A 21,268-nucleotide genomic window follows, 5' to 3' on the forward strand; every position below is an offset into this window, starting at 1 on the left:
CTTTTCTTTGCGCATTTCAAAGAAAAGTGAGTCGCCCGAGGGGGCGAAACCCGAACTATCTGAAACATCCAAAGCGGCGTCCAGAATACCAACACAAACCAACACACAAACTTGCCAGTGCGGTATCAAAACTGACGCCATCGACCTTCCACGAACCACAACGAAAAAGCCCCGCTTTCGCGGGGCTCCTCGTATTGCAACGCAGGTCTATCAGACGCCGGAGGCTTCTGCAGCCGCCACGTCCTTGATCGACAGCTTGATACGGCCGCGGTTGTCCACGTCCAGTACCAGTACCTTCACTTCCTGACCTTCTTTCAGTACGTCGGTGACCTTCTCCACGCGCTGATCGCTCAGCATGGAGATGTGCACCAGACCGTCCTTGCCCGGCAGGATGTTGACGAAGGCGCCGAAGTCGACGATGCGCTCGACCTTGCCGACGTAGATCTTGCCGATCTCGGCTTCGGCAGTGATCGCCAGCACGCGCTGCTTGGCAGCCTCGGCAGCGTCCTTGGTTTCGCCGAAGATCTTGATCGAGCCGTCGTCTTCGATATCGATCGAGGCCTTGGTCTCTTCGCAGATGGAGCGGATGGTAGCGCCGCCCTTGCCGATGACGTCGCGGATCTTGTCCTGGTCGATCTTCATCGCCAGCATGGTCGGGGCATTGGCCGACAGCTCGGTGCGCGACTGGCTGATCACCTGGTTCATCTGACCGAGGATGTTCAGACGGGCTTCCAGCGCCTGCTCCAGCGCCTGCTCCATGATCTCTTCAGTGATGCCCTGGATCTTGATGTCCATCTGCAGCGCGGTCACACCCTTGGCGGTACCGGCTACTTTGAAGTCCATGTCGCCCAGGTGATCTTCGTCACCGAGGATGTCGGTCAGAACGGCGAATTTCTCACCTTCCAGCACCAGACCCATGGCGATACCGGCAACCGGCGCCTTCATCGGCACACCGGCGTCCATCAACGCCAGGGAAGCGCCACAGACCGAAGCCATGGAGGACGAACCGTTGGATTCGGTGATTTCCGACACCACACGGATGGTGTACGGGAATTCGTCGCCCTTCGGCAGCATGGCGGCAACGCCACGACGGGCCAGACGGCCGTGACCGATTTCGCGGCGACCGGCACCGCCCATGCGACCACACTCACCGACAGAGAACGGCGGGAAGTTGTAGTGCAGCATGAAGGCATCGCGCTTCTCGCCTTCGAGGGTGTCGAGCAGCTGTGCATCGCGAGCGGTGCCGAGGGTGGCAACGACCAGCGCCTGAGTTTCACCGCGGGTGAACAGCGCCGAGCCGTGGGTCTTGTCGAGCACGCCGACTTCGATCTTCAGCGGACGTACGGTGCGAGTGTCGCGACCGTCGATACGCGGCTTGCCGTCGACGATGTTCTGACGCACGGTGCGGTACTCGATCTCGCCGAAAGCCGCTTTGACTTCATCAGCCGGGAACTGGCCTTCGCCTTCGCCGGCCAGGGCCGCGACGACTTCATCACGCAGCTCGCCCAGACGGTTGTAGCGATCCTGCTTGATGGTGATGGTGTAGGCCTGGCTGATGGCCGCGCCGAACTGGTTGCGGATGGCATCCAGCAGCGGAGTGTTGGCGGCCGGAGCCTGCCAGTTCCAGGTCGGCTTGCCGGCTTCGGCAGCGAATTCCTTGACGGCCTGGATCACGGCCTGGAATTCCTGGTGGGCGAACAGTACGGCGCCCAGCATCTGGTCTTCGGTCAGCTCGTCAGCTTCCGATTCCACCATCAGTACGGCGGTTTCGGTACCGGCCACGACCATATCCAGGCTGGAAGCCTGCAGTTGCTCGTAGTTGGGGTTCAGCAGGTAGCCGGTGTCCGGGTGGAAGGCTACACGCGCGGCGCCGATCGGGCCGTTGAACGGAATACCGGAAACGGCCAGGGCAGCCGAGGTACCGATCATGGCGGCAACGTCCGGATCGGTCTTCTTGCTGGTGGAAACGACGGTGCAGACGACCTGCACTTCGTTCATGAAACCTTCTGGGAACAGCGGGCGGATCGGACGGTCGATCAGGCGCGAGGTCAGAGTTTCCTTCTCGCTCGGACGGCCTTCACGCTTGAAGAAGCCACCCGGGATCTTGCCGGCAGCGTAGGTCTTTTCCTGGTAGTGCACGGACAGCGGGAAGAAGCCCTTGCTCGGATCGGCGCTCTTGGCACCAACCACGGTGACCAGAACGGTGACGTCGTTGTCGACGGTCACCAGCACGGCGCCGCTGGCTTGACGGGCGATGCGGCCAGTCTCGAGGGTTACGGTCGACTGACCGAACTTGAATTGCTTGATTACCGGGTTCACGGTGTTTTCCTTCTCTTTGTTGCCTTGGGGGAAATTGGAAAGAGGCGCGGGAGTCGGACCCGATGCATCCCTCGAAAAGCCAAAAGCTGGAAGCCCAGCGCCCCGAGGTGAGGATCACTCCCCACTCGCGACGCCGAACTCCCAGCTTCCAACTTGTGCAGCTCGCGTCTATTAACGACGCAGGCCCAGGCGACCGATCAGGGCGCTGTAACGAGTGGTGTCCTTACCCTTCAGGTAGTCCAGCAGCTTGCGGCGCTGGTTTACCATGCGGATCAGACCGCGACGGCTGTGGTGATCCTTGCCGTTGGCCTTGAAGTGATCCTGCAGCTTGTTGATGTTGGCGGTCAGCAGGGCAACCTGCACTTCCGGGCTACCGGTATCGCCTTCAGCTTGCTTGTACTCGTTTACGATCTGGGCTTTTTCTTCAACGCTGAGTGCCATGTTGGCTTCCTCTCATCAGGAAACCGCTTTCGCGATTTCAATAGGCCGGGAATCGCTTCCCGTGTTTTAAAAAGAGGCATGACCGTGCCTACTGACAGCCACCCTCGTAACACCGTCACCCGAGAAACTCGGGCCACGGCTTTCGACCTGATGGTCGAATTCCTTTGCCGCCTCAGGCGCCAGTGGAAATCAGCCGACGCGGCGCGATACGCCCGTCATCACTGACCTCACCGATGCCGATGAAGCGACCGCTATGATCCTGCACACGCACCATGCCGAACTTCGGCGCTTCCGGTGCACGTACCGGCTGCCCTTGCAGCCAGTAAAACGCGCTGTGCTCGGAGAGCTGCAGCAGCGGCCAATCCTGCAGGCCGCTATCGACCGGTTGCAGGAAGCGATCCAGCGCTTCGTTGCCACCTTCGGCATGCGCCGCTTCCAGCTCCTGCAGAGTCACGGTACGCGACAGATCGAAGGGACCAGCCTTGGTGCGACGCAGTTGCGCCACATGCGCCCCGCATCCCAATACCTGGCCGAGATCCTCGACCAGCGTGCGGATGTAGGTGCCCTTGCTGCAATCCACCGACAAACGTGCCTGCTCGCCCTCAAGGCCGAGCAACTCCAGGCGCGCAATAGTAACAGAACGCGCTTCGCGCTCCACTACTTCGCCTGCGCGGGCCAGCTTGTAGAGCGGCTGCCCATCCTTCTTCAGGGCCGAGTACATCGGCGGTATCTGTTTGATTTCACCGCGAAAACGCGGCAATGCCGCCTCGATTTCGCTGCGACCAACGGTCACCGGACGACGCTCGATCACCTCACCCTCAGCATCGCCGGTGGTGGTGGTCACGCCCAGCTGGGCCAGGGTTTCATAGCCCTTGTCGGCATCGAGCAGGTACTGAGAGAACTTGGTCGCCTCACCGAAGCACAGCGGCAGCACGCCGGTGGCCAGCGGGTCGAGGCTACCGGTATGCCCGGCCTTCTCGGCGTTGAGCAACCAGCGCACCTTCTGCAAGGCGGCGTTGGAGGTGAAGCCATGCGGCTTGTCGAGCAGGATGATGCCGTCGACCTTGCGGCGAATACGTTTGACCTGCGCCACGCCTTACTCCTTGGAACCCGCGGTGTCGTCGTGCAGACGATCTTCCGCCACGGCACGCTCGATCAGTGCCGACAGGTGCGCACCGCGCTGGACGCTCTCGTCGTAGTGGAAGTGCAACTGGGGCACGCTGCGCAGCTTCATCGCCTTGCCCAGCTGCATGCGCAGAAAACCGGCCGCGTCGTTGAGCACCTTGAGGCTCTCCTTGACGGCATCGGCGTCATCCTGCCCCATGACAGTGATGAAGATTTTAGCGTGGCCGATATCACGACTGACATCGACCGCGGTGATGGTCACCAACCCCAGACGCGGATCCTTGACCTCACGCCGAATAAGCTGGGCAAGCTCGCGTTGCATCTGATCGCCGATACGTTGGGTACGGCTGTAATCTTTGGCCATTTCTTACTTACCTTTCCTTCGCCCGCCCACCTGATCGGCAGCGGACGTAAAAGCGGCAAACGCCCGGCCGCGCTTGAGCGGGGCCGGGCGTTGCGTGGTCAAGGGGTTGCGCTTACAGACTGCGCGCCACCTGAACCTTCTCGAACACTTCGATCTTGTCGCCGACCTTAACGTCGTTGTAGCTCTTCACGCCGATACCGCACTCCATGCCATTACGCACTTCGGCGACGTCGTCCTTGAAGCGACGCAGCGATTCCAGCTCGCCTTCGAAGATCACCACGTCCTCGCGCAGTACGCGGATCGGACGGTTGCGGTAGACGGTGCCCTCGATGACCATGCAGCCAGCGACAGCGCCGAACTTCGGCGAACGGAACACGTCACGCACTTCCGCGGTACCCAGGATGTTCTCGCGAACGTCGCTGCCGAGCATACCGGTGAGGGCTTTCTTGACGTCTTCGATGATGTCGTAGATGACGTTGTAGTAGCGCATGTCGAGGCCTTCGGACTCGACGATCTTGCGCGCACCGGCGTCAGCACGGACGTTGAAGCCGAACAGCACGGCATTGGAAGCCAGCGCCAGGTTGGCATCGGACTCGGTGATACCACCGACGCCGCCACCGACCACACGCACTTGCACTTCGTCGTTGCCCAGGGTGCTGAGCGAGCCCTGCAGAGCTTCCAGAGAACCACGAACGTCGGCCTTGAGGACGATGTTGAGGGTCTTCTTCTCTTCCTGGCCCATGTTCTCGAAGATGTTTTCCAGCTTGCCAGCGTGGGCACGAGCCAGTTTGACCTCGCGGAACTTGCCCTGACGGAACAGAGCAACTTCGCGGGCCTTCTTCTCGTCGGCCACCACCATCATCTCGTCACCGGCATCCGGCGTACCATCCAGACCGAGAATCTCGACCGGGATCGACGGACCCGCTTCCTTGATCGGCTTGCCGTTCTCGTCGAGCATGGCACGCACACGACCGTAGTTGACGCCGACCAGCACCATGTCGCCCTGACGCAGGGTACCGTCCTGAACCAGCACGGTAGCCACCGGGCCACGGCCCTTGTCCAGGCGCGATTCGACGACCACGCCACGACCGGGCGCGCTCGGCGTAGCGGTCAGTTCGAGCACTTCAGCCTGCAGCAGCACGGCTTCGAGCAGTTCGTCGATACCGGTACCGACTTTGGCCGACACATGCACGTAAGGTGCATCGCCGCCCCACTCTTCCGGAATCACGTCGAGAGCGGCCAGACCGTTCTTGATGTTGTCCGGGTTGGCATCAGGCTTGTCGATCTTGTTCACCGCGACCACGATCGGCACGCCAGCGGCTTTCGCGTGCTGCACGGCTTCCTGGGTCTGCGGCATCACGCCGTCATCAGCGGCGACGACGAGAATGACGATATCGGTGGCCTTGGCACCACGAGCACGCATCTGGGTAAACGCGGCGTGACCGGGGGTATCGAGGAAGGTGACCATGCCGCGGTCGGTTTCCACGTGGTAGGCGCCGATGTGCTGGGTGATACCACCCGCCTCGCCGGACGCGACCTTGGCACGACGGATGTAGTCGAGCAGCGAGGTCTTACCATGGTCGACGTGACCCATGACGGTCACGACCGGTGCACGGGACATGGCCTCGCCTTCGAACTTCAGCGACTCGGCCAGGGAATCTTCCAGGGCGTTGTCACTGACCAGCTTGACCTTGTGGCCCAGCTCTTCGGCGACCAGCTGGGCAGTTTCCTGATCCAGTACCTGGTTGATGGTGGCAGGCGAGCCCATCTTGAACATGAACTTGATGACTTCAGCGGCTTTCACCGACATCTGCTGAGCCAGTTCCGAAACGGTAATGGTCTCGCCGATGGAAACTTCGCGCACCACCGGACCTGCCGGCGTCTGGAAACCATGCTGGTTGCGCTTCTTCATCTTGGACTTGCCACGACCGCCACGACGGAAGCCATCGCTTTCCTCGTCGACGCTGCGCGGAGCCACACGCGGAGCCGGCGCCTTCTCCTTGAGAGTCGGACGGTGCTGCGCATGCTTGCGATCACGACGCTCTTCTTCGTCGCTGCGCGCCTTCTCCGGGCGACGCACTTCTTCTTTCTTGCGCTCGCCCTCGACAGTGGTAGCCGGCGCGGCGACCGGAGCACTGACGACCGGCTCAGGCGCAGCAGCCGGAGCAGGCGCTTCGGCAGCAGGAGCAGCCGCCTGACGTTTGGCCTCTTCTTCGGCCTTGCGCTTGGCTTCTTCCTCGGCCTTCAGACGCTCGGCCTCGGCAGCAGCGCGCTGGGCTTCCAGCTCACGCTGCTTCTCGGCTTCGAGCTCTTCGGGGCTGCGCTTGACGAAGGTCTTCTTCTTGCGCACTTCCACACTGATGGTCTTGCTGCCAGCCACCCGGAGGGTGCTGGTGGTCTTGCGCTGCAAGGTAATCTTGCGCGGCTCTTCGACCTTGTCGCCGTGACTGCTCTTGAGATGGGCCAGCAGGGCCTGTTTCTCACTGTCGGTCACTACTTGTTCGGCACTACTGTGGGACAGACCAGCCTCACGCATCTGCTGAAGCAGGCGTTCAACCGGGGTGTCGACCACTTTGGCCAGTTCTTTCACCGTGACTTGCGTCATGCATCTTTCTCCTCAGGCCGCAACCGCTTACTCGAACCAATGGGCTCGGGCGGCCATGATCAGCTTGCCGGCACGCTCTTCGTCGATGCCGTCGATGTCGAGCAGGTCGTCAATCGACTGCTCGGCCAGGTCTTCACGGGTAATCACGCCGCGCAACGCCAGCTCCAGAGCTAGCGCCTTGTCCATACCCTCGACTTCCAGCAGGTCATCCGCTGGATGGGCATCGGCCAACTTTTCCTCGTTGGCGATCGCCTTGGTCAGCAGACGATCCTTGGCTCGCGCGCGCAGCTCATTGACGATCTCCTCGTCGAAGCCATCGATGCTGAGCATTTCTTCCATGGGTACGTAGGCAATCTCTTCGAGACTGGTGAAACCCTCTTCGACCAGGACTTGGGCCAGCTCTTCGTCGACTTCCAGCTCGTCGATGAAGGACTGCATGATGTCGCCGGTTTCCGCTTGTTGCTTGGCCTGGATGTCGGCCTCGGTCATCACGTTCAGCGTCCAGCCGGTCAACTGACTGGCCAGTCGTACGTTCTGGCCGCCACGGCCGATGGCCTGAGCCAGGTTGTCTTCACCAACGGCGATGTCCATGGCATGGGCATCTTCGTCAACGATGATCGCAGCCACCTCAGCCGGCGACATGGCATTGATCACGAACTGCGCGGGGTTGTCGTCCCACAGCACGATGTCGACACGCTCGCCACCCAGCTCACCGGAAACGGCCTGAACACGCGAACCGCGCATGCCGATGCAGGCGCCCTGCGGGTCGATACGCTTGTCCTTGGAGCGCACGGCGATCTTGGCGCGCGAACCCGGATCACGGGACGCGCCCTTGACCTCGATCAGGCCCTCGGCAATTTCCGGCACTTCGATGCGGAACAGTTCGATCAGCATTTCTGGCGCGGTACGCGACAGGATCAACTGAGGGCCACGGTTCTCGGTGCGGATCTCCTTGAGCAGGGCACGCAGACGCACGCCAACGCGGAAGGTTTCGCGCGGGATGATGTCTTCGCGTGCCAGCAGCGCCTCGGCGTTGTTGCCCAGGTCGACGATGACGTTGTCGCGAGTGACCTTCTTCACGGTACCGGAGATGATCTCGCCCAGACGTTCGCGATAGGCATCGACTACCTGAGCACGTTCGGCCTCGCGCACTTTCTGCACGATCACCTGCTTGGCGGTTTGCGCGGCGATACGACCGAACTCGATGGACTCGACCTTTTCCTCGAGCACATCACCGATCTTGGCGTTGGCTTCGACAGCCTGCGGCATGTCGTCGGTCAACTGGTAGGCTGGGTCTTCGAACTCGGACTCGTCGACCACGGTCCAGCGACGGAAAGTCTCGTAGCTGCCGTTCTGGCGATTGATCGATACACGCAGATCGACCTCGTCCTCGAAACGCTTTTTGGTAGCGGTCGCCAGAGCCAGCTCCAGCGCCTCGAAAATCACGCCGGCCGGTACACCCTTTTCATTGGATACCGACTCAACAACTAGCAGTACTTCTTTGCTCATCGTACGCCTCGCCTTTCGCAATCCATTGGATCTGCGCGACCCGTCTCGTCAGCACTCCGCCGCCGGTCTGCATTCATTACGCAGACAGGACAGTTGCCCAACGACACGGGATCCGCGTCTCAATCAAACCGGGGGATGATGTTGGCCTTGTCGATCAGATCGATCGGCAGCAGGTATTCGTGGTCATCCACCTGTACCACCACGTCCTGCTCCTCCACACCACGGAGAAGACCCTGAAAGTTGCGACGCCCCTCGAAGGGCGAGCGCAGCTTGATCTTTGCCTGCTCACCGACATGCGCCGCGAACTGTTCGAGTGTGAACAGCGGCCGATCCATGCCAGGAGAGGAAACTTCCAGGGTGTACTCCGATGTGATCGGATCTTCGACATCCAGTACACCACTGAGCTGACGACTGACGATCTCGCAATCGTCGATCAGGATGCCATCAGCCTTGTCGATATAGACACGCAGCAGCGAATGACGCCCCTGCGACAGGAACTCGATGCCCCAGCATTGATAGCCGAGTGCTTCGACTACCGGGGCCAACAAGGCCTGCAACTGTTCTAGCTTGCTCGACACTTAACGGCCCTCGTGCATGCTGTGCAAATAAAAAATGGGCGAAACGCCCATCCCTTCAAACCGCCACGAAGTCTGGCGGACGTTGTCTTCCAGCTAGCAAAAGGCCCCTGAAAAGGGGCCTGCTGAAACTGGTTGCGGGGGCTGGATTTGAACCAACGACCTTCGGGTTATGAGCCCGACGAGCTACCAGACTGCTCCACCCCGCGCCAAAGCTGGGCCGGAATTATAAGGCCGCCCCCTACGAGGGTCAACCAACACTCCGAAAAACAAGAAAGCCCGCGAACTGCGGGCCTTCTTTTATATGGTACCGAGGAGGGGACTCGAACCCCTACAGCCTATGGCCACTACCACCTCAAGGTAGCGTGTCTACCAATTCCACCACCTCGGCAAAACGGTTACTGCTTTGGAGCCTCCGGCACGTCCGACGCATCGGATGCAGGTGCCTTTTGCTCTTCGAGCACCGGAACGTCTTCGACGACCGGTTTTTGTTGAACTTCCATAACCGCAGGATCAGGAAGCCCAACTTGAGTCAGTGCTTCAGCTTTTTCTTTAGCAAAGAACGCTAAGCCCAAGCTAGTAATGAAAAAAGCTGCAGCGAGTATACCAGTAAACTTACTCAGAAAGGTAGAGGAACCTTGGCTTCCGAATACAGTTGCCGAAGCACCCGAACCAAAAGACGCACCCGCATCAGCACCCTTGCCCTGCTGAACCAAAACCAGCGCGACAATACCGATTGCACCGATCAGATGCAGAACCACTACGACTGTTTCCAGCATTCTTCAGTTTCCTGCAGCGCGACAGATCGCACCGAATTCATCCGCATTCAGAGAGGCTCCACCCACAAGCCCCCCATCGATATCCTGCATACCGAACAACTCGGCAGCACTGGCGGCCTTGACACTGCCGCCATAAAGAATTCTCAGACCATCTGCCACATCGACATCCAGCCGCGCGACCTGCGCACGTATTGCTGCATGTACTTCCTGAGCCTGCTCCGGCGTAGCGGTCAAACCGGTGCCAATGGCCCAAACAGGCTCATAGGCAACTACAGCCGTCTTCAGCGACTCGACACCCAGAGCATCGATCACCGCGGCCAACTGGCCACCCACCACGTCCAGCGTCGCGTCCGCTTCACGCTGCTCACGGGTCTCGCCGAGACAAAGCACTGGAATCAATCCAGCTGCCTGTACGGCTGCAAACTTGCGAACGACCACCTCATCGCTTTCGCCCAGAATCAGACGACGCTCCGAGTGACCGACCAGCACATACTCGCAACCCACATCGACCAACTGACTCGTCGCCAGCTCACCGGTCAAGGCGCCCTGCTCGGCTTGCGCTGCGCAATCCTGCGCACCCACCTTCACCGCTTTACCGCCCAGACCTTCAATGACCTGGGCAATGTGCAGACTCGAGGGGAACACCGCTACATCGACATCAGCAGACAGCACTTGCTGACTCAGCCCTTCGATCAGCTCTGCGACGCTGGCGCGGGTACCGTGCATTTTCCAGTTACCTGCAACCAAGGGGCGACGCATGCTTTACCTCGTCGATCAAAGAGGGCGCAGATGTTACCCAAGAGCTATTCGGGTAGCAAGCTCAATCATGCACAGACTTCAGCAACAATCTTAGCCAATTCATCGGCATAGCTGCGCACGGCCGTCTCGTCATCGCCTTCGACCATCACCCGCAGCAGCGGCTCGGTACCGGACTTGCGCAACAATACTCGGCCACGCCCCGCCATGCGCTCGGTAACCCGCGCGCAAGCATCCTTAACCGAAGGATGCTCAAGCGGATCGAACTCGCCCGAGAAACGCACATTGACCAGCACCTGCGGGCACTTCTTGACCCCCATGCGCGCTTCGGCCAGCGACTGGTCACGACGCTTGAGCGCCACCAATACCTGTAGCGCGGCGATAATCGCATCGCCTGTGGTGGTGTGCTGGAAGCACACCAGGTGCCCGGAGTTTTCACCACCCAGCAGCCAGTTGCGCGCCATCAGTTCGGCAATGACATAGCGATCCCCGACCTTGGCACGAACGAACGGGATATTCAGCTCAGCCAGCGCCAACTCCAGCCCCAAATTGCTCATCAACGTACCAACCACGCCGCCATGCAGGCGTCCGCGCTCATGCAGATCACGGGCAATGATGAACAGCAGCTCGTCACCATCGACCACAGTACCGGTGTGATCGACCATCATCACGCGATCGGCGTCACCATCGAAGGCGATACCGAGGTCGGCCCCCTGAGCCAACACCTCGGCCTGCAGCCCGGCGGTATGCGTCGAGCCGCACTCATGGTTGATATTGAGGCCATCCGGCTGCGCCGCCATTACCTTGACCTCGGCACCCAATTCCCGGAACACGCTGGGCGCGACCTTGTAGGCCGCACCATGGGCGCAGTCGACGACGATTTTCAGGTGCTTGAAGTTGGTGCCGGTGGACACGCTGCTCTTGCAGAACTCGATGTAGCGCCCAGATGCATCGTTGATGCGCGAAGCCTTGCCGATCGCAGCCGACTCCACCACGGTCATCGGCTGATCGAGCAACTCTTCGATCATCAGCTCGACATCATCGGGCAACTTGGTGCCTTCACTGGAGAAGAACTTGATGCCGTTATCGTCATGCGGGTTGTGCGATGCACTGATGACGATGCCGGCATCGGCCTGGAAGGTACGCGTCAGGTAGGCAATAGCAGGTGTGGGCATCGGACCAAGCAACTGCACATCAGCCCCCGCAGCCGCCAGACCGGCCTCCAGAGCCGACTCAAACATGTAGCCGGAGATGCGCGTGTCCTTGCCGATGAGGATGCGACACTTGCCCTGCTTACGAAACGCCATGCCGGCAGCCCAACCCAGCTTGAGCACGAAATCTGGAGTGATCGGGAACTCACCAACGCGCCCACGAATGCCATCGGTGCCAAAGTATTTTCTAGTCATTACCAATTCCTTTTTATTGCGCCGCTTCAACCGCAGCGATCATGCGCACCACGTCGACCGTTTCAGGGACATCATGCACACGCAGAATATGAGCGCCCTTGGTCAGCGCCAGTGCAGCCAGGGCCAGACTGCCATACAGGCGCCCCCCGACCTCGTGCCCCAGCACCTTGCCAATCATGCTCTTGCGCGAAACACCGACCAGCAGCGGCCGACCCAAGGCATGCAGACAATCCATGCGGCGAAACAGCGAAAGATTATGTTCGAGCGTCTTGGCGAAACCGAATCCCGGATCGAGCACGATGCGCTCGGCCGCTATACCCGCCGCCGCGCAAGCAGCCATGCGCTCGGACAGAAAGCCCTGCACCTCGTCGAGAATATCCGGATAGCGCGGATCGTCCTGCATGTTGCCGGGCTCACCGCGCATATGCATCAGACAGACCGGCAGGCCGGTATCGGCTGCAGCGTCCAGGGCGCCGTCACGCTGCAGCGAACGCACGTCGTTGATCAGCCCGGCACCGAGCCGTGCACTCTCGCGCATCACCGCTGGCGTCGAGGTATCGACGGAAATGATCACGTCCAGCTCGCGAGCGATCGCCTCGACCACCGGCGCCACGCGTTCGAGCTCCTCGGTAGGCGAGACCGCACGCGCACCAGGCCGCGTCGATTCGCCACCGACATCGATCAGAGACGCACCTGCGGCAACCATTGCCTCGGCATGCCGCAGGGCAGCATCACGCTGCGCGAAGCGACCGCCATCGGAAAAGGAATCGGGCGTGACATTGAGAATCCCCATCACTTGCGGACGGGACAAATCAAGAAGCCGGCTACCACAAGGTAGCCGGCTCGGCAGTTGCACATCGGACATCGATGAACCTTAGTGTTCGGCAGCGGGGCCGCCAATCGGAGCTTCGGGACGCGTGCCTTCATCAGACTTGGCCTGAGGCTTGCCAGAGTCGCCATCCCCCCAACCACGGGGTTCGCGCGGCTCCCGACCACTCATGATGTCCTCGATCTGATCGGCATCGATGGTCTCGTACTTCATCAGCGCTTCGGCCATGGCATCGAGCTTGTCGCGGTTGTCGACCAGCAGCTGCTTGGCAGTGGCGTAGCTCTCGTCGATGATGCGACGCACTTCTTCGTCGATCAGCTTGGCCGTTTCACCGGAAACGTTGCTGTGCTGGCTGCCCATGCTACGACCAAGGAAAACCTCGCCTTCCTCTTCGGCATACATCAGCGGACCGAGCTTCTCGGACAAGCCCCACTTGGTGACCATGTTCTTGGCCAACTGGGTCGCGCGCATGATGTCGTTCGAAGCGCCAGTGGTAACGCCATCGAAGCCCAGGGTCATTTCCTCGGCGATACGCCCACCGAACAGCGAGCAGATCTGGCTGGTCAAGGCACGCTTGCTCAGGCTGTAGCGATCTTCTTCCGGCAGGAACATGGTCACACCCAACGCACGACCGCGCGGGATGATGGTGACCTTGTAAACAGGGTCATGCTCGGGAACCAGACGACCGACAATGGCATGACCTGCCTCGTGATAAGCCGTGTTGAGCTTTTCCTTGTCGGACATGACCATGGTCTTGCGCTCGGCGCCCATCATGATCTTGTCCTTGGCCAGTTCGAATTCCTTCATCTCGACCAGGCGCTTGCCATTGCGAGCGGCGAACAGCGAGGCTTCGTTGACCAGGTTGGCCAGGTCAGCACCGGAGAAACCCGGGGTACCGCGCGCGATCACGGAGGCGTCGACATCGTCGCCCATCGGCACTTTGCGCATGTGCACCTTGAGAATCTGCTCGCGACCGCGGATGTCCGGCAGACCAACCACGACCTGACGATCGAAACGACCGGGGCGCAGCAGCGCAGGGTCGAGCACGTCCGGGCGGTTGGTCGCGGCGATGACGATGATGCCATCGTTCATCTCGAAACCATCCATCTCCACCAGCAACTGGTTGAGGGTCTGCTCACGCTCGTCATGACCACCGCCCATGCCAGCACCACGATGGCGACCGACCGCGTCGATCTCGTCGATGAAGATGATGCAAGGCGCGTGCTTCTTGGCCTGGTCGAACATGTCCCGCACACGCGAAGCGCCCACACCCACGAACATCTCGACGAAGTCGGAGCCGGAGATGGTGAAGAACGGAACCTTGGCTTCGCCAGCAATGGCCTTGGCCAGCAGGGTCTTACCGGTACCGGGCGGGCCGACCATCAGTACGCCACGCGGGATGCGACCACCCAGGCGCTGGAACTTGCCCGGATCGCGGAGGAATTCGACCAGCTCGCCGACCTCTTCCTTGGCTTCATCGCAGCCGGCGACATCGGCCAGGGTAGTCTTGACCTGATCTTCGGAAAGCAGGCGCGCCTTGGACTTGCCGAAGCTCATCGGGCCGCCCTTACCGCCAGCACCGCCCTGCATCTGGCGCATGAAGAACATGAACACCGCAATGATCACCAGAATCGGGAAGCTGGCGACCAGCAACTGAGTCCAGATGCTCTGCTGCTCGGGCTGCTTGCCTTCGATGACCACGTTGTTGTCGATCAGGTCACCGATCAGGCCGCCATCCTGGATCGCCGGACGAATGGTCTTGAAGCCTTCGCCGTCGGTACGCTTGCCAGTGATCACGTAGCCGTCGACGGTCACGCGCTCGACGCGCCCTTCCTTGACCTGCTCGATGAATTGCGAGTAGCTCAGGGTCTGCGGCTCGCTCGGGCTGGAGAAGTTGTTCATCACGGTGACCAGCACGGCCGCGATGATCAGCCACAGGATGAGATTCTTTGCCATGTCGTTCAATTAGCTACCCTCTGAAGCAGGCCTCGTGGCGAAGCAGGCTTCCCATGACGACCAGTGATATACCGATCTAACTTACACCAAACGCCCGCATCCCGCAGGCGCCGTCTGTAACCCTTTATGAGGTTTCTGCCTCTGAGACCAGCAAGGCTGACACCGGTTTCACCTCATGCCCCGCGAAAGCCACGGGCCAGCAGGTATTGCTCGCGAGAACGGTCGCGGGAGGACAGCGGCTTGCGCATCTGCACCTTCTCGAAACTTTCGCGCACCTGCTTGTGGTAAAGGTCGAAGCCCTCACCCTGGAAAATCTTGATCAGGAAATCACCGCCGGGCCGGAGCACACGACTGGCCAGATCCAGCGCCAACTCGCATAGATACATGGCGCGCGGCTGATCAGCCGCCCTCACCCCACTCATATTGGGGGCCATATCGGAAATAACAAGGTCGACCGGATTTTCGCCAATGGCCTCGAGAATGCGTGCGAACACCGCGTCATCGGTGAAGTCGCCTTGAATGAAGGCCACATCGGGGATGCTGTCCATCTCGAGAATGTCGGAGGCGATCAGCCGGCCCTTGTCGCCGATCACGCGGCTGGTGACCTGCGACCAGCCACCGGGGGCAGCCCCCAGGTCGACCACGGTCATGCCAGGACGCAGGATGCGATCCTTTTCCTGGATCTCCAGTAACTTGTAGCTGGCACGCGAACGGTAGCCGTCCTTCTGCGCCATCTTCACGTACGGGTCGTCGAAATGCTCTTTCAGCCAACGTGGACTGGTCTTGGAACGTGCCACTGGAACCTCGAATTCAACGGGTCATGAATAACGGCGCGGGGTCGGGTAAGATAGGCGCCGTTTTTCCAGACCGAATTAGGTACTAACGATTATGCCGCTCACTCAAGAGCAGAAGAAACAATTCAAATCTATCGGCCACCACCTGAAACCTGTATTGATCGTGGCTGACAATGGTTTGACCGAGGGCGTACTGGGCGAACTGGATCGCGCCCTGAACGATCACGAATTGATCAAGGTGCAATTGCGTATCGCCGAGCGCGAAGATCGCCAGGCCGCCATCGCCGCACTGTGCGAGGCCGGTCGTGCCGAGCTGGTACAGTCGATTGGCAAGGTCGCCCTGATCTATCGCAAGAACCCCAAGCCGAACCGTAACCTGTCCAACGTGATTCGTTACCAGGTTTAACGCGGCTACAGGCTACAGGCTACAGGCTACAGGCTACAGGCTACAGGCTATTAGCATGCTTCTGGTCTCTCATGGTGGCCAGCACTGACGCTCGGCCTGTAGCCTGTGCCTAGGGCCGCTCTTTGCCCAGAACAGGCTGCAGCACCAGCATCAATCCGCAAAATGCCATCACCAGATAGCTGAAGCGCAACCAGTACTCAGCCTCGGGCCAGTATTGGCGCACCAGCAGATGACTCAGCGCCATGATTGCGACGGTCAACAGCAGTTGCCCGCGCATCTCGCGCCATAAGCTGGCGAGACCTTTCACACGCAGCAAGGCAAACGCCTGTACCGCGACGCAAACGGCGGTGAGCCCGATCAGCAGAGGCGTCAGTGCCTCGGCAATCTCCTGCACCAGCAAAGGCGCCAGTCCTGCCTGACCAATGGCCGGCAGGATGACGAACTGCAATACCCACAAACCGCCAACCCAGAGGGTTTGGGCCAACTGCCAACTAACGGCAGCGGCCCGCGACGGTTGATGCGGCTTAGATGTGGCGGACTTCGACAATCTCGTACTCGATCAGGCCACTGGGGGTCTGCACCGCCACCACATCACCTTCGTTCTTGCCGATCAGGGCACGAGCGATGGGCGAGCCGACGGAGATCTTGCCCTGCTTGATGTCGGCTTCATCTTCGCCAACGATCTGATAGGCCACACTTTCGTCAGTCTCGACGTTGGCAATCTCCACGGTGGTGCCGAAGATCACCTTGCCGGTGTGCTCGATGGTGGTGACGTCGATGATCACCGCGTTCTGCAGACGACCTTCGATATCGCGAATTCGCGCCTCGACCATGCCCTGCTGCTCACGCGCAGCGTGGTACTCGGCATTTTCCTTGAGGTCACCAAGCTCACGCGCGGTACCGATATCCTGGCTGAGCTTGGGCCGCACCACCTTGGTCAGGTGCGCGTGCTCCTCTTCCAGGGCGCGAGCGCCCTGGACGGTCATGGGGTACTTGTTCATGCCTTGATTCCTGCATGCAGATCCTGCAGCCGGCGCACGGTCTTCTCGGGACCGAACTTGAGCGCCTCACAGACCGCCTGCCCCGCCGCGATGGTGGTGGTGCAGTAGATCTTGTGCTGCAGAGCGTTACGACGGATCGAGTAGGAGTCAGCGATGGACTGACGCCCCTCGGTGGTATTGATGATCAGGGTGACTTCGTCGTTCTTGATCATGTCGACCACGTGCGGACGACCCTCGGTCACCTTGTTAACGCGGCGCACCGGCAGACCGGCAGCCTCGATCACCTTGGCCGTGCCAGCGGTAGCGACCACCTCGAAGCCCAGCGCGACCAGATCACGTGCGACCTGAACAGCTTCCGGCTTGTCGTCCTCGCGCACGCTGATGAAGGCGCAACCGGAGTTCGGCAGAATCTCGCTGGCACCCAGCTGCGCCTTGGCGAAGGCCTCACCGAAGCTGTCGCCGACGCCCATCACCTCACCGGTGGATTTCATCTCTGGGCCGAGGATCGGGTCGACACCCGGGAACTTGGCGAAGGGGAACACCGCTTCCTTGACGCTGAAGAACGGCGGGATGATTTCCTTGGTGTAGCCCACTTCGGCCAGGGTCTTGCCGGCCATGACGCGCGCGGCCACCTTGGCTAGCGATTCGCCGACGCACTTGGAAACGAACGGCACGGTACGCGAGGCACGCGGGTTCACTTCGATGACGTAGATGTCTTCGCCCTGCACGGCCATCTGCACGTTCATCAGGCCGATCACACCGAGTTCCAGGGCCATTTTCTTTACCTGCTCGCGGATCTCGTCCTGGATATGTGCCGGCAGCGAGTAAGGCGGCAGCGAGCAGGCGGAGTCACCGGAGTGCACGCCGGCCTGTTCGATGTGCTGCATGATCGCGCCGATGACCACGGTTTCGCCGTCGCTGACCGCATCCACGTCCACTTCGATGGCGCAGTTGAGGAAGCGATCCAGCAGCACCGGGCTATCGTTGGACACTTTCACCGCTTCACGCATGTAGCGCTTGAGCTCTTCTTCCTGGTAGACGATTTCCATCGCCCGGCCACCCAGTACGTAGGACGGACGCACCACCATCGGGTAACCGATGTTCTTCGACAGGGCCAGGGCCTCGTCTTCGCTGCGCGCAGTGGCGTTGGCCGGCTGACGCAGGTTCAGGCGCTGCACCATCTGCTGGAAGCGCTCGCGGTCTTCGGCGCGGTCGATGGCCTCGGGGCTGGTGCCGATGATCGGTACGCCCGCTTCTTCCAGGGCGCGGCAGATCTTCAGCGGAGTCTGACCGCCATACTGGACGATCACGCCTTTCGGCTGTTCGACGCGGACGATTTCCAGTACGTCTTCCAGGGTCACCGGCTCGAAGTACAAACGATCAGAGGTGTCGTAGTCGGTGGAAACGGTTTCTGGGTTGCAGTTGACCATGATGGTCTCGAAACCGTCTTCACGCATGGCCAGCGCCGCGTGCACGCAGCAGTAGTCGAACTCGATGCCCTGGCCGATACGGTTAGGACCGCCGCCGAGGATCATGATCTTGTCGCGACCACTCGGGTTGGCCTCGCACTCTTCCTCGTAGGTGGAGTACATGTAGGCGGTGTCGGTGGCGAATTCGGCGGCGCAAGTATCGACGCGCTTGTACACCGGCAGCACTTTCAGCTTGTGGCGGTGAGCACGCAGGCTCTTCTCGGACACACCCAGCAACTTGGCCAGACGCGCATCGGAGAAGCCCTTGCGCTTGAGTTTGAACATCAGATCGTAGTCGATAGCCGACAGACCGAGAGTCTGCACGGTGGCTTCGTCCTTGATCAGATCTTCGATCTGCACCAGGAACCACTCGTCGATACGGGTCAGCTCGAACACTTCGGCGACGGTCTTGCCGGCACGGAAGGCATCGGCCACGTACCAGATGCGGTCAGCGCTGGGCACGGTCAGCTCGCGACGCAGTGTGCTCTCAGCTTCCGGGTCATTCAGATCGAGCTTCGGATCGAAGCCGGCAACGCCGACTTCCAGGCCGCGCAGGGCTTTCTGCATCGACTCCTGGAAGGTACGGCCGATGGCCATGACTTCACCCACAGACTTCATCTGGGTGGTCAGGCGAGCGTCGGCCTTGGGGAATTTCTCGAAGGCGAAGCGCGGAACCTTGGTCACCACGTAGTCGATGGCCGGCTCGAAGGACGCCGGGGTACGACCGCCGGTGATGTCGTTGCTCAGCTCGTCGAGGGTGTAACCGACAGCCAGCTTGGCAGCGATCTTGGCGATCGGGAAGCCGGTGGCCTTGGAGGCCAGTGCCGAGCTGCGCGATACACGCGGGTTCATCTCGATCACCACCATGCGCCCGGTGTTCGGGCAGATGCCGAACTGCACGTTGGAGCCGCCGGTTTCAACGCCGATCTCACGCAGCACCGCCAGAGAGGCGTTGCGCATGATCTGGTATTCCTTGTCGGTCAGGGTCTGCGCAGGAGCAACGGTGATCGAGTCGCCGGTGTGTACGCCCATCGGGTCGAAGTTCTCGATGGAGCAGACGATGATGCAGTTGTCCTTCTTGTCGCGGACCACCTCCATCTCGTATTCCTTCCAGCCGATCAACGACTCGTCGATCAGCAGCTCGTTGGTCGGCGACAGATCCAGACCACGGGCACAGATTTCCTCGAACTCTTCACGGTTGTAGGCGATGCCGCCGCCGGTACCACCCATGGTGAAGCTGGGGCGGATGATGCAGGGGAAACCCACCATCTCCAGCACGCCGTAGGCTTCTTCCATGCTGTGGGCGATGCCAGAGCGCGGGCAGGCCAGGCCGATGTCCTTCATCGCCCGGTCGAAGCGCGAGCGGTCTTCGGCCTTGTCGATGGTGTCGGCGTTGGCACCGATCATCTCGACGCCGAACTTCTCCAGCACGCCGTGACGCTCCAGATCCAGCGCACAGTTCAGCGCGGTCTGGCCGCCCATGGTCGGCAGCAGTGCGTCCGGACGCTCCTTCTCGATGATCTTGGCCACGGTGGCCCACTTGATCGGCTCGATGTAGGTGGCGTCGGCCATCGACGGGTCGGTCATGATGGTGGCCGGGTTGGAGTTCACCAGAATGACGCGGAAACCTTCTTCCTTCAGCGCCTTGCACGCCTGGGCGCCGGAGTAGTCGAACTCACAGGCCTGGCCGATGACGATGGGCCCGGCGCCGAGGATCAGGATGCTTTTGATGTCTGTACGTTTTGGCATGGTCTTCTCGAATTCTCTGCTCGGCGGGCTTAGCGGCGTTTGGCCATCTCATTGATGAAACGGTCGAACAGCGGCGCAACGTCGTGCGGGCCTGGGCTGGCTTCCGGGTGCCCCTGGAAGCTGAAGGCGGCCTTGTCGGTACGCTCGATGCCCTGCAGGGTGCCATCGAACAGCGACTTGTGGATCGGCCGCACATTGCTCGGCAGGCTGCTCTCATCCACGGCGAAACCGTGGTTCTGGCTGGTGATCATCACCACGCCGGAATCCAGATCCTGTACCGGGTGGTTGGCACCGTGGTGGCCGTGGCCCATCTTGACGGTCTTGGCACCGGAGGCCAGCGCCAGCAACTGGTGGCCGAGGCAGATGCCGAAGACCGGCAGATCGGTTTCCAGGATTTCCTTGATCGCCTTGATCGCGTAGTCGCACGGCTCGGGATCGCCAGGGCCGTTGGACAGGAACACGCCATCGGGATTGAGCGCCAGCACTTCGCTGGCCGGGGTCTGCGCCGGCACCACGGTCAGGCGGCAGCCACGAGCGACCAGCATGCGCAGGATGTTCAGCTTCACGCCGTAATCGTAGGCCACCACGTGATAGGGCAGTTGCTCGGCGGGGATCATCGGATGGCTGTCGCTTTCCAGGTTCCACACGCTGGAACGCCATTCGTAGGCGGTGGCGCAAGTGACTTCCTTGGCCAGATCCATGCCCTTGAGGCCCGGGAAGCTGCGCGCCAACTCCAGCGCTTTTTCTTCGGTGGCATCGTCACCGACCAGAATGCAGCCGTTCTGCGAGCCCTTTTCGCGCAGGATGCGCGTCAGGCGGCGAGTATCGATACCGGCGATGGCAACGGTGCCATTGGCCTTCAGGTACTCGTCGAGCGGCTGCTTGTCGCGCCAGTTGCTGGAGATCAGCGGCAGGTCGCGAATGATCAGACCCGCAGCCCAGACGCTGCAAGACTCGCCGTCTTCCGGCGTGGTACCGGTATTACCGATGTGCGGGTAAGTCAGAGTGACGATCTGCTGGGCATAGGATGGATCGGTAAGGATTTCCTGATAGCCGGTCATGGCGGTGTTGAACACCACCTCTCCGATCGTCTGGCCATCGGCCCCGATGGAATCGCCGCGAAAAATGCTGCCGTCAGCAAGGGCCAAAATGGCAGGTTTGGGGGCTGGCTTAGTCAAGAAGACC

Annotated in this window: 18 protein-coding genes and 2 tRNA genes; 1 reads left to right on the plus strand and 19 read right to left on the minus strand. The window is 60.8% G+C overall.

Annotated elements, in window-relative coordinates; all coding sequences use genetic code 11:
- Positions 1-210 precede the first annotated feature (210 nt).
- The 15 genes from pnp to rlmE form a co-directional block, all read right to left on the minus strand.
- Positions 211-2,319, minus strand: coding sequence for a polyribonucleotide nucleotidyltransferase (pnp, locus tag ACODS1_RS16820; RefSeq protein WP_322980932.1), 2,109 nt, complete (start codon positions 2,317-2,319; stop codon positions 211-213).
- Between the two features lie 171 nt (positions 2,320-2,490).
- Positions 2,491-2,760: a 30S ribosomal protein S15 gene (rpsO, locus tag ACODS1_RS16825; RefSeq protein WP_011914369.1), complete on the minus strand. Its 270-nt coding sequence runs from the start codon at positions 2,758-2,760 to the stop codon at positions 2,491-2,493.
- Positions 2,761-2,932: 172 nt separating this feature from the next.
- Positions 2,933-3,853, minus strand: coding sequence for a tRNA pseudouridine(55) synthase TruB (gene truB, locus ACODS1_RS16830; protein WP_159973477.1), 921 nt, complete (start codon positions 3,851-3,853; stop codon positions 2,933-2,935).
- Between the two features lie 3 nt (positions 3,854-3,856).
- A complete protein-coding gene (gene rbfA / locus ACODS1_RS16835) occupies positions 3,857-4,249 on the minus strand; it encodes a 30S ribosome-binding factor RbfA (protein ID WP_159973478.1) in 393 nt (130 codons plus the stop codon).
- A 112-nt stretch (positions 4,250-4,361) separates the two neighbouring features.
- Positions 4,362-6,854 carry a translation initiation factor IF-2 gene (gene infB / locus ACODS1_RS16840; protein ID WP_322980933.1) on the minus strand — a complete coding sequence of 831 codons (2,493 nt, stop codon included), beginning with the start codon at positions 6,852-6,854 and terminating at the stop codon, positions 4,362-4,364.
- Between the two features lie 27 nt (positions 6,855-6,881).
- The gene (gene nusA / locus ACODS1_RS16845; RefSeq protein ID WP_322980934.1) at positions 6,882-8,363 is read right to left on the minus strand and encodes a transcription termination factor NusA; all 1,482 of its coding nucleotides are present in this window, start codon (positions 8,361-8,363) and stop codon (positions 6,882-6,884) included.
- A gap of 119 nt (positions 8,364-8,482) precedes the next feature.
- On the minus strand, positions 8,483-8,941 hold the full coding sequence (gene rimP / locus ACODS1_RS16850) for a ribosome maturation factor RimP (RefSeq protein WP_268181611.1): 459 nt from the start codon (positions 8,939-8,941) through the stop codon (positions 8,483-8,485).
- Between the two features lie 129 nt (positions 8,942-9,070).
- A tRNA-Met gene (locus tag ACODS1_RS16855) sits at positions 9,071-9,147 on the minus strand.
- A gap of 96 nt (positions 9,148-9,243) precedes the next feature.
- Positions 9,244-9,329 (minus strand) — tRNA-Leu (locus tag ACODS1_RS16860).
- A gap of 7 nt (positions 9,330-9,336) precedes the next feature.
- Positions 9,337-9,717 (minus strand): preprotein translocase subunit SecG, encoded by a 381-nt coding sequence (gene secG / locus ACODS1_RS16865; RefSeq protein ID WP_322980935.1) that lies wholly within the window; start codon positions 9,715-9,717, stop codon positions 9,337-9,339.
- Between the two features lie 3 nt (positions 9,718-9,720).
- On the minus strand, positions 9,721-10,476 hold the full coding sequence (gene tpiA / locus ACODS1_RS16870; RefSeq protein ID WP_489086569.1) for a triose-phosphate isomerase: 756 nt from the start codon (positions 10,474-10,476) through the stop codon (positions 9,721-9,723).
- A gap of 65 nt (positions 10,477-10,541) precedes the next feature.
- The gene (glmM, locus tag ACODS1_RS16875) at positions 10,542-11,879 is read right to left on the minus strand and encodes a phosphoglucosamine mutase (protein ID WP_489086570.1); all 1,338 of its coding nucleotides are present in this window, start codon (positions 11,877-11,879) and stop codon (positions 10,542-10,544) included.
- A gap of 13 nt (positions 11,880-11,892) precedes the next feature.
- Complete coding sequence (folP, locus tag ACODS1_RS16880; RefSeq protein WP_322980938.1) at positions 11,893-12,744, minus strand: dihydropteroate synthase; 852 nt, start codon at positions 12,742-12,744, stop codon at positions 11,893-11,895.
- Positions 12,745-12,753: 9 nt separating this feature from the next.
- Entirely contained in the window at positions 12,754-14,664 is a 1,911-nt protein-coding gene (gene ftsH, locus ACODS1_RS16885; RefSeq protein ID WP_322980939.1) for an ATP-dependent zinc metalloprotease FtsH, read from the minus strand.
- Positions 14,665-14,837: 173 nt separating this feature from the next.
- Positions 14,838-15,461 carry a 23S rRNA (uridine(2552)-2'-O)-methyltransferase RlmE gene (gene rlmE, locus ACODS1_RS16890; RefSeq protein ID WP_322980940.1) on the minus strand — a complete coding sequence of 208 codons (624 nt, stop codon included), beginning with the start codon at positions 15,459-15,461 and terminating at the stop codon, positions 14,838-14,840.
- Between the two features lie 91 nt (positions 15,462-15,552).
- Here rlmE and yhbY point away from each other — a divergent pair, with 91 nt between their 5' ends.
- Positions 15,553-15,864 (plus strand): ribosome assembly RNA-binding protein YhbY, encoded by a 312-nt coding sequence (gene yhbY, locus ACODS1_RS16895; protein ID WP_322980941.1) that lies wholly within the window; start codon positions 15,553-15,555, stop codon positions 15,862-15,864.
- A 109-nt stretch (positions 15,865-15,973) separates the two neighbouring features.
- On the opposite strand, the gene ACODS1_RS16900 is transcribed toward yhbY, so the two are convergent.
- Genes ACODS1_RS16900 through carA form a run of 4 tightly spaced genes read right to left on the minus strand, consistent with a single transcriptional unit; the run spans position 15,974 to position 21,261 of the window.
- Entirely contained in the window at positions 15,974-16,411 is a 438-nt protein-coding gene (locus ACODS1_RS16900; protein ID WP_489086571.1) for a DUF4149 domain-containing protein, read from the minus strand.
- Positions 16,389-16,865: a transcription elongation factor GreA gene (greA, locus tag ACODS1_RS16905; RefSeq protein WP_322980943.1), complete on the minus strand. Its 477-nt coding sequence runs from the start codon at positions 16,863-16,865 to the stop codon at positions 16,389-16,391. Before greA ends, ACODS1_RS16900 begins: the two co-directional genes overlap by 23 nt.
- On the minus strand, positions 16,862-20,083 hold the full coding sequence (carB, locus tag ACODS1_RS16910) for a carbamoyl-phosphate synthase large subunit (protein ID WP_099526107.1): 3,222 nt from the start codon (positions 20,081-20,083) through the stop codon (positions 16,862-16,864). Before carB ends, greA begins: the two co-directional genes overlap by 4 nt.
- 29 nt (positions 20,084-20,112) lie before the next feature.
- Positions 20,113-21,261 carry a glutamine-hydrolyzing carbamoyl-phosphate synthase small subunit gene (gene carA / locus ACODS1_RS16915; protein ID WP_489086572.1) on the minus strand — a complete coding sequence of 383 codons (1,149 nt, stop codon included), beginning with the start codon at positions 21,259-21,261 and terminating at the stop codon, positions 20,113-20,115.
- Between the last annotated feature and the right edge of the window lie 7 nt (positions 21,262-21,268).

Source organism: Pseudomonas sp. FG29 (genome assembly GCF_057809355.1).